This is a genomic window from Streptomyces sp. NPDC052225 (assembly GCF_040679615.1).
Taxonomy (GTDB): Bacteria; Actinomycetota; Actinomycetes; order Streptomycetales; family Streptomycetaceae; genus Streptomyces.
Window position 1 is genome coordinate 211,646 of sequence record NZ_JBFAVD010000013.1, and the last position, 8,539, is coordinate 220,184.

At 70.4% G+C, this 8,539-nt stretch carries 7 protein-coding genes; 4 read left to right on the forward strand and 3 right to left on the reverse strand.

What is annotated here, in order from left to right; genetic code table 11:
* Positions 1 to 111: 111 nt before the first annotated feature.
* Positions 112 to 1,536, forward strand: coding sequence for an NAD(P)/FAD-dependent oxidoreductase (locus AB0L37_RS20990; RefSeq protein WP_365507315.1), 1,425 nt, complete (start codon positions 112 to 114; stop codon positions 1,534 to 1,536).
* A 245-nt stretch (positions 1,537 to 1,781) separates the two neighbouring features.
* Here the strand turns inward: AB0L37_RS20990 and AB0L37_RS20995 are convergent, their stop codons facing one another.
* The 3 genes from AB0L37_RS20995 to AB0L37_RS21005 form a co-directional block, all read right to left on the reverse strand.
* The gene (locus AB0L37_RS20995; protein ID WP_365507318.1) at positions 1,782 to 2,870 is read right to left on the reverse strand and encodes a glutamate--cysteine ligase; all 1,089 of its coding nucleotides are present in this window, start codon (positions 2,868 to 2,870) and stop codon (positions 1,782 to 1,784) included.
* A 99-nt stretch (positions 2,871 to 2,969) separates the two neighbouring features.
* Positions 2,970 to 5,060 (reverse strand): glycogen debranching protein GlgX, encoded by a 2,091-nt coding sequence (gene glgX, locus AB0L37_RS21000; protein ID WP_365507360.1) that lies wholly within the window; start codon positions 5,058 to 5,060, stop codon positions 2,970 to 2,972.
* 20 nt (positions 5,061 to 5,080) lie between these two features.
* Positions 5,081 to 5,587, reverse strand: a complete 507-nt coding sequence (locus AB0L37_RS21005; protein WP_365507319.1) for a pep a2 — start codon at positions 5,585 to 5,587, stop codon at positions 5,081 to 5,083.
* A 308-nt stretch (positions 5,588 to 5,895) separates the two neighbouring features.
* Here AB0L37_RS21005 and AB0L37_RS21010 point away from each other — a divergent pair, with 308 nt between their 5' ends.
* The 3 genes from AB0L37_RS21010 to AB0L37_RS21020 all read left to right on the forward strand — a co-directional run.
* A complete protein-coding gene (locus AB0L37_RS21010; protein WP_365507322.1) occupies positions 5,896 to 6,123 on the forward strand; it encodes a DUF5133 domain-containing protein in 228 nt (75 codons plus the stop codon).
* The gene (locus AB0L37_RS21015) at positions 6,120 to 8,093 is read left to right on the forward strand and encodes a maltotransferase domain-containing protein (protein WP_365507325.1); all 1,974 of its coding nucleotides are present in this window, start codon (positions 6,120 to 6,122) and stop codon (positions 8,091 to 8,093) included. Before AB0L37_RS21010 ends, AB0L37_RS21015 begins: the two co-directional genes overlap by 4 nt.
* 54 nt (positions 8,094 to 8,147) lie before the next feature.
* Positions 8,148 to 8,539: alpha-amylase family glycosyl hydrolase (locus tag AB0L37_RS21020; RefSeq protein WP_365507328.1), on the forward strand; the 392-nt coding region annotated here is incomplete at its 3' end.

Sequence of the window (8,539 nt, forward strand, 5' to 3'; positions counted from 1 at the left end):
CCGTCGGGGGCAAAGCCGCTGTGCACAACCGTCCGCATGGCGGACGTATTCCGCGCTCGTACCCAGGCACTCGCCACGCACACCTGCGATCACGCTGAGACACTGGGACGCATGACGGAAGCCATTGCGTACGACGTTGTAGTGCTGGGAGCGGGACCGGTCGGCGAGAACGTCGCGGACCGGGCACGGGCGGGCGGCCTGAGCGCCGCGGTCGTGGAGAGCGAACTCGTCGGCGGCGAGTGCTCGTACTGGGCCTGCATGCCCAGCAAGGCGCTGCTGCGCCCGGTGATCGCGCGCGCCGACGCGCGCCGGGTGCCGGGCCTGCGCCAGTCGGTGCAGGGCGACCTCGACGCCGCCGCCGTCCTCGCCCACCGGGACGACTACACCTCCCACTGGAAGGACGACGGCCAGGTCGGCTGGCTGGAATCCATCGGCGTGGACCTGTACCGCGGCCACGGCCGCCTCGCGGGCCCCCGCACGGTGACGGTCACCGCCGAGGACGGCACCCTCACCACCCTCACCGCCCGGCACGCCGTCGCCGTGTGCACCGGCACGCGCGCCGCCCTGCCCGACCTGCCGGGCCTCGCGGACGTGAAGCCCTGGACCAGCCGCGAGGCCACCAGCGCCGACCACGTCCCCGGCCGGCTGATCGTCGTCGGCGGCGGCGTGGTCGCCACCGAGATGGCCACCGCCTGGCAGGCCCTCGGCTCGCAGGTCACCGTGCTCGTACGGGGCGGGGGCCTGCTGGACCGCATGGAGCCGTTCGCCGGCGAGCTGGTCGCGGACGCGCTGCGCGAGGCGGGCGCCGCCATCCGCACGGGCGTGTCCGTGAAGGGTGTCGTACGCGAGAACGGCACCGTCACCGCCACCCTCGACGACGGCACGACGCTCGACGCCGACGAGATCCTCTTCGCGACGGGCCGCGCCCCGCGCACCGACGACATCGGCCTGGAGACGGTGGGCCTGGAGCCGGGCGCATGGCTGCCCGTCGACGAATCGCTGCGCGTCCAGGGCAGCGACTGGCTGTACGCGGTCGGCGACGCCAACCACCGCGCCCTCCTCACCCACCAGGGCAAGTACCAGGCACGCATCGCGGGCGCCGCGATCACCGCGCGCGCGGCCGGCGTGCCGCTCCTGGAGACCGACCGCTGGGGCGCGCACTCGGCGACCGCCGACCACGACGCCGTCCCGCAGGTGGTCTTCACCGACCCGGAGGCGGCGAGCGCCGGCCTGACCCTCGCGGAGGCCGAAGCGGCGGGCCGCCGGGTCCGCGCCGTCGACTACGACCTGGCGAACGTGGCCGGTTCCGGTCTCTACGCCGACGGCTACACCGGCCGCGCCCGCATGATCGTCGACCTCGACCGGGAGATCCTCCTCGGCGTCACGTTCGTCGGCCCCGGCGTCGGCGAACTCATCCACTCGGCGACGATCGCCATCGCGGGCGAGGTCCCGATCGACCGTCTCTGGCACGCGGTCCCCGCGTATCCGACGATCAGCGAGGTGTGGCTCCGGTTGCTGGAGACGTACCGGGGCTAGGACACGTCTCCCGGATCGCTCCTGCCGCGCGACGCCTGGCACGCACTCTCGCACCAGACGCCGCGAGGCCGCCCGCCGGGCGACGGAGGGATCCGGGAGATACGTTCCAGCCGGACCCGGCAACGGCACCGAGCGCCCGTCCGCGTGACGAAGAGTCCGCTCTCCGGTGAACCGAGGGCGGACTCATCGGCGCGTACAGGCGCGGCGCGTGGCACCGCCGGTCCGGCGTGGGGGGGGCGGGTGCCTCACAGGCCGCTGTGGGTCCTGAGCACACACTCCGCGACCACTTCCCGCAGGCTGCCCGTACGCCGGAAGGCCTCGCGCTGCACGTGCGTGCCGTTGCCGTCGCGCAGCAGCCGGGAGAGAAGGGAGCGGGCCTCCTCGAAGTCACCGGCGTCCTCCAGTGCGGGCCGCACGTGGTCCAGGAGCGCGTCGACGGCGGAGCGGGCCGCTACGGGGTGCATCAGCCGGGGGCTCACGAGATCGGCGTCCAGGCCCGAGCGGCTCGCGCGCCAGGCCGCGAGGTGCAACAGTGCCACCGGGTGGTCGGCGGCGGGGGTGCCGGACCGCCACTCACGGGCCGCCGTCTCGACGAGTCCACGTACCAGCATGGCGAGCAGGACGGTCGTGGACGGCTCGAGACACACGTCGGCGACACGTACCTCGACGGTCGGGTGGGCGGCCGACAGACGGGCGTCGAAGTAGACCATCCCCTTGTCCCGGATGACGCCGGTGGCGACCATGGCCTCGACCTGGCGGTGGTACGCGGCGGCGTCCTCGAAGAGTTCCACCGGGCCGGCGGAGGGCCACCGCCCCCATACCTGGCTGCGATAGCTGCTGTACCCGGAGTCCTTGCCCTGCCAGAACGGTGAGTTGGCACTCAGCGCGACGAGCACGGACAGCCAGGGGCGGATCCGGTTCAGCACGGCGACGCCCTCTTCGTCCGACTCGACGGACACATGGACGTGGCAGCCGCAGGTGAGCTGCTCCTGCGTGGTCAGGCCGAACTCCTTCGCCAGCCACTGATGCCGTGTGCCGGGACCCACGGTAGGGCTCGCCGGGAGCGGGGACGTGGCGAGAGCGGCGGCCGCGCAGCCCAGCTTCTCCGCGTGATCGGCGGCGGCTCTGCGCCACTGGACGATGTCGTCGGCGAGAGCCGCCATCGTGTCGTGCGGGCTGGTGGCGAACTCCAGTTGCTCGCGGTGCAGTTCCGCCTCGAAGGCCTCGTCGCCGCTGCGCGCGGCGACGGCGAGCACCGCGCTCGACATGGAGCGTGGTTCGCCGCTGTCGCGGTCGACGAGCAGCAGTTCCTCTTCCACTCCGACACTGCGCATACGTCGTACTCCCTACTCCAGATGACCGGCGCACCATCGGAACTCCTGCCGGCGCGAGAACGGTCTACCGGTTGCTCCACGAACGATCGGTCAAACAGCTCAGCGGCGACCGGCCGGCTCAACGGCGCCGACGCGGTGGGAGAGGACGACCAAGGAGTGCGCCTCCAGCCGGACGGTCGCCTCAGCCTTGTACTCCGACTCGTCCGGCGTGCCGTCGGGTTCCGCGGTGTCGAGGCGGGGCGTCCAGGAGGTGCCGTACGACGCATCGGGCAACCGGAACTCCTTCGCGTCCCAGTAGAAGTTGAAGAGGAACAGGAACGAGTCGTCGACGACACGCTCTCCGCGGCTGTTCTGGTCCACCATCGCGTCGCCGTTGAGGAAGACGGCCAGGGTGTGTGCGTCCGGCCGGTTCCAGTCCTCCTGCGTCATCTCCGTCGCGTCGGGGCGGAGCCAGACCAGGTCCGGCAGACCGGGGTCGCGGCCCGTGGGAGCTTCACCGCGGAAGAAGCGACGCCGGCGCAACACCGGGTGGGCGGCGCGCAGTTCGATGAGGCCACGGGTGAAGGCCAGCAGGGAGGCGCGGTCGTCGTCGAGGTCCCAGTCGACCCACGTCAGTTCGTTGTCCTGACAGTAGGCGTTGTTGTTGCCCTGCTGGGTGCGGCCCAGTTCGTCCCCGTGACTGAGCATCGGGACGCCCTGGGACAGCAGCAAGGTCGCCAGCAGGTTGCGTTGCTGTCTGGCGCGCAGCGACAGCACGCCGGGGTCGTCGGTCGGCCCCTCCGCCCCGCAGTTCCAGGACCGGTTGTCGTTCTCGCCGTCGTTGTTGTCCTCACCGTTGGCCTCGTTGTGCTTCTCGTTGTAGGAGACGAGATCGCGCAGGGTGAAGCCGTCGTGCGCGGTGACGAAGTTGATACTGGCCCGCGGGCGGCGGTGCTCGTGTTGGTAGAGGTCCGCCGACCCGGTGAGCCGGGAGGCGAACTCCGGGAGGGTGCCGTCCTGGGCTCGCCAGACGTCCCTGACGCAGTCGCGGTACTTGCCGTTCCACTCGGACCACAGCGGCGGGAAGTTGCCCACCTGGTAGCCGCCTTCGCCGAGGTCCCAGGGTTCGGCGATCAGCTTGACGCGGCTGATCACGGGGTCCTGCTGGATGAGGTCGAAGAAGGCCGACAGCCGGTCGACCTCATGGAACTGGCGGGCCAGGGTGGCCGCCAGGTCGAAGCGGAAGCCGTCCACGTGACATTCGGTGACCCAGTACCGCAGCGAATCCATCAGCAACTGAAGGACGTTGGGGTGGCGCATGAGGAGGCTGTTGCCGGTGCCGGTGGTGTCGTAGTAGCGGCTGAAGTCGTCGTCGGCGAGGCGGTAGTACGCCGCGTTGTCGATGCCGCGGAAGGACAGCGTGGGGCCGTTCTCGTTCCCCTCCGCCGTGTGGTTGTAGACCACGTCGAGGATCACCTCGAGACCGGCGGCGTGGAGCGCCTTGACCATGCTCTTGAACTCGGTGACCTGTTCGCCGAGTGTGCCGTGCGCGGCATAGGCGTGGTGCGGCGCGAAGAAGCCGATCGTGTTGTAGCCCCAGTAGTTGGACAGTCCGCGGCCGTGCAGGAAGCCGTCCTGCACGAACTGGTGGACGGGGAGCAGTTCGACCGCGGTCACCTTCAACGAGGTGAGGTGGTCAAGCACCGCGGGTGTGGCCAGGCCCGCATAGGTGCCCCGCAGTTCTTCGGGGACACCGGGGTGTCTCGCGGTCAGACCCCGCACATGCGTCTCGTAGATGACGGAGTCGGCGTACGCGTGGTCCGGCGGGGTGTCGCCGGACCAGTCGAAGGCCGGGTCGACGACCACCCCGCACAGGCCTTCCCCGTCGACCCCCGTCGCGCCGGAGCGATCGTGTATCGCCTTGGCATAGGGATCGAGGAGGAACGCGTCGGCATCACAGCGATGCCCCGAGGCCGGCTCCCACGGGCCGTGGACGCGGTATCCGTATCGCTGGGGCGGCCCGGCGTGCGGCACGTAGCCGTGCCACACGGAACCGTAGACCTCGGGCAACGGCACGGTGTGCTCGGTGCCGTCGGCGTCCAGCAGCACGAGATCCACCCGGTCGGCCACGGAGCTGAACAAGGCGAAGTTCGTGCCGTGGCCGTCGTAGGTCGCTCCGAACGGGTAGGGACGCCCGCTGCGCACGTGGATCCCGTCCACGGGGCGAGCGGTCACGAAGCGGTGCCTGCGGCGACAGGCGCGGGCTCCGGGGCGGCGTCCGGCAGCGCGGACGAGCGGGGCAGCTGGAGCGCTTCGCTCGCGTCCGGAACCGGGAACTTGGGGACGAGGACCTCCCGTACCCCGGACCTGCTGCGCAGGGAGAACCACACGATGCGCCGGGCTTCCCGTGTGCAACTGCCCCATCCGTCGCTCAAGGCCGCGATCTGCGCGGAGCACCGCTGGGGGAGCCCGCGGAGGGTTCCGGGGGCGGGGTCCTCGTAGGACACCGCGTTGATCAAGTGTTGCCCGTTCCACCACACCTCGACCTCGATGCGGCCGTCGGGGCACACCTCGACGGCCGGTTCCAGCAGAAGGCCGAGACCGTGGACCGCCGGGGGTGTCAGACGCTGGAGTCCCCAGTAGCGCGTGTGTGCGGCCACGATGCGCTGGACCTGGCCGACGCGCCCGGGGGCCGGCTCCACGGAGATGTGGTAGTAGCTGGGCGTTGCCTGATGCATGGTTCCTGCTCCTCACCGCGCCGCTCACGGTCCGCCCGGTCGGTGGAACTGTGCGAACGGATCGTGAGCACGGCTCGCTCGAGAGTCACGATCAGCCTGTGCGCTGTACTCCATTCGTGCAACCGGACGTGTTCGCGGGGCGACGCTCCGCTCAACAGGACGGATCGCCGAGCGCGTCGCACTATGGGTGCAGGAGCGGCCCACGGTAACGGCACGCACTCTCTCCGTGATCGGTCAGGTGAAGCCGCTGGGCCGGACGCCGCGTCGAGCCCGCTGGGCTGGGCGCCGCGGAGGCCCGGAGGTCAATCATGGGGACACCACGTGTCACCGGAGAAGTCGACCGGTGCCTGGCGAGCTACCGCGTCTGGGAGCGCCGGTTCCTGGCTGCTCCGGACGACTCCCGGGCACGCGCGAACTTCGCGCGTGCCGTCGCCGCGCTGTGTCAGGTCACGGGTGAGCGATGCGGCCGGGAGGCCGCAGAGGCGGCCCAGCGCTCCAGCCGGTCGCTTGCAATCGGGAAGGGTGACACCGCATGACGACGCTGTCGAACACCGCTGTCCCCATCCCCATCGAGGACGTCAGGCCGTCCGTCGACGGAGGCCGGCGCCCGGCCAAGACGGTCGTGGGGGAGACCTTCACGGTCACGGCCCTGGTGTTCGTCGAGGGTGACGGCGTCCTCGGCGCCGAAGTGGTACTGCGCACGTCCGACGGGGACGAGGCGGGGCGGTGGCCCATGACGCCGACGGCCCCGGGGACCGACCGCTGGAGCGCCGAGGTGAGCCTCGACCGGCCCGGCCGGCTGAGCTACCTCGTGCGGGCGTGGCGTGATCCCGTGGCCACCTGGTTGCGGGACGCGACGATCAAGGTCCGTGCGGGCGTCGACTGCGAGATCACACTGGAACAAGGGGCCGTTCACCTGGAGGACGCCCTGGCTCGGGCCTCGGGCGAGGAGACGCGCCAGGTGCTGCGCGCGGCGGCGGACGCGCTGTGCGATGCGGACCGCAGCCCGCTGGACCGACTGGCCGCGGCCTCCACCCCCGCGGTGTGCGCCGCGCTGAGGGACGTCCCGCAGCGCGAGCGCCTGACCGAGAGCCGGCCCTTCCCGTTGCTGGTGGAGCGGGAGCGGGCGTTGTTCGGCTCCTGGTACGAGTTCTTCCCGCGTTCGGAGGGTGCCGTGGTCGAGCCCGGCAGGCCGCCGGTGAGCGGCACGTTCCGCACCGCCGCCGAGCGGCTCCCGGCGATCGCCGCGATGGGCTTCGACGTCGTCTACCTGCCGCCGGTCCACCCCATCGGCACCACGTTCCGCAAGGGTCCGGACAACACGCTGACACCGGGGCCGCACGACGTGGGTGTGCCGTGGGCGATCGGCTCGCACGAGGGCGGCCACGACGCGATCCACCCGGACCTCGGCACCTTCGAGGACTTCGACCACTTCGTGGCCAGGGCCCGGGAGTTGGGCCTGGAGCTCGCCCTCGACTTCGCGCTCCAGTGCTCCCCGGACCACCCCTGGGTGCAGAAGCATCCGGACTGGTTCCACCACCGCCCGGACGGCTCCATCGCGTACGCGGAGAACCCGCCGAAGAAGTACCAGGACGTCTACCCGATCGCCTTCGACAAGGACATGCCGGGCCTGACCGCGGAGACGACCCGGATCCTGCGGTTGTGGATGGACCACGGAGTGCGGGTCTTCCGCGTCGACAATCCGCACACCAAGCCGGTGGCGTTCTGGGAGCAGGTGATCGCGGACATCAACCGCACCGACCCGGACGTGATCTTCCTGGCGGAGGCGTTCACCCGCCCCGCGATGATGCACACGCTGGCGCAGACCGGTTTCCAGCAGTCGTACACGTACTTCACCTGGCGTAACACGAAGCAGGAACTCACCGAGTACGTCGAGGAGTTGAGCGGTGAAGCGGCCTCGTACATGCGGCCGAACTTCTTCGTCAACACCCCTGACATCCTGCACGAGTTCCTCCAGCACGGCGGCCGTCCCGCCTTCGAGCTGCGGGCCGTGCTCGCCGCGACGCTCTCCCCCTCGTGGGGTGTCTACAGCGGCTACGAACTGTGCGAGAACACCCCGCTGCGCCCCGGCAGCGAGGAGTATCTGCACTCCGAGAAGTACGAACTGCGGCCGCGCGACTGGGAGTCGGCCGAGCGCGAGGGGCGCACGATCGCCCCGCTCATCACCGCCCTGAACGCGATCCGGCGCCGCAATCCGGCCCTGCGCACCCTGCGCGACGTGCACTTCCACCACGCCGACAAGGACGAGGTGATCGTGTACTCGAAGCGGGCGGGCTCGAACACGGTTCTGGTGGTCGTGAACCTCGACCCGCACCACACCCAGGAGGCCATGGTCAGCCTGGACCGTGAGGCGCTGAAGGCCCCGCCGGACAGCACCTTCCGCGTGCACGACGAGTTGACCGGCCGGTCGTACACCTGGGGTGCCACCAACTACGTCCGTCTGACGCCCGGCGAGGCGCCCGCGCACATTTTCACTGTCGGCTGAGTCAGGAAAGCGCTCATCCGTCATCCGCATGAACGACCGAGGGGAGAAACCCTCATGACAACCGCAGAATTCGTGCTGCCGGAACGGCCGTACGTCCTGCCCCGGGACCCGGACTGGTTCAAACGCGCCGTCTTCTACGAGGTGCTCGTCCGGTCCTTCCAGGACAGCAACGGCGACGGCGTCGGCGACCTGAAAGGGATCACGGCCAAGCTGGACTATCTCCAGTGGCTGGGCGTCGACTGCCTGTGGCTGCCACCGTTCTTCAAGTCCCCGCTGCTGGACAATGGTTACGACGTCGCCGACCACATCGTCACGCTGCCCGAGACCGGTGACCTGGTCGACTTCGTGGAGTTCGTGGACGCGGCGCACCAGCGCGGGATGCGCGTCATCATCGACTTCGTCATGAACCACACGAGTGACCAGCACGAGTGGTTCCAGCAGTCCCG

What these genes read in the sequence shown, in the direction of transcription:
- AB0L37_RS21005 (WP_365507319.1), bottom strand. Translation starts at nt 5,587, where the DNA reads ATGCATCAGGCAACGCCCAGCTACTACCACATCTCCGTGGAGCCGGCC.
- AB0L37_RS20995 (WP_365507318.1), bottom strand. Translation starts at nt 2,870, where the DNA reads ATGCGCAGTGTCGGAGTGGAAGAGGAACTGCTGCTCGTCGACCGCGAC.
- AB0L37_RS21015 (WP_365507325.1), top strand. Translation starts at nt 6,120, where the DNA reads ATGACGACGCTGTCGAACACCGCTGTCCCCATCCCCATCGAGGACGTC.
- AB0L37_RS21010 (WP_365507322.1), top strand. Translation starts at nt 5,896, where the DNA reads ATGGGGACACCACGTGTCACCGGAGAAGTCGACCGGTGCCTGGCGAGC.
- AB0L37_RS20990 (WP_365507315.1), top strand. Translation starts at nt 112, where the DNA reads ATGACGGAAGCCATTGCGTACGACGTTGTAGTGCTGGGAGCGGGACCG.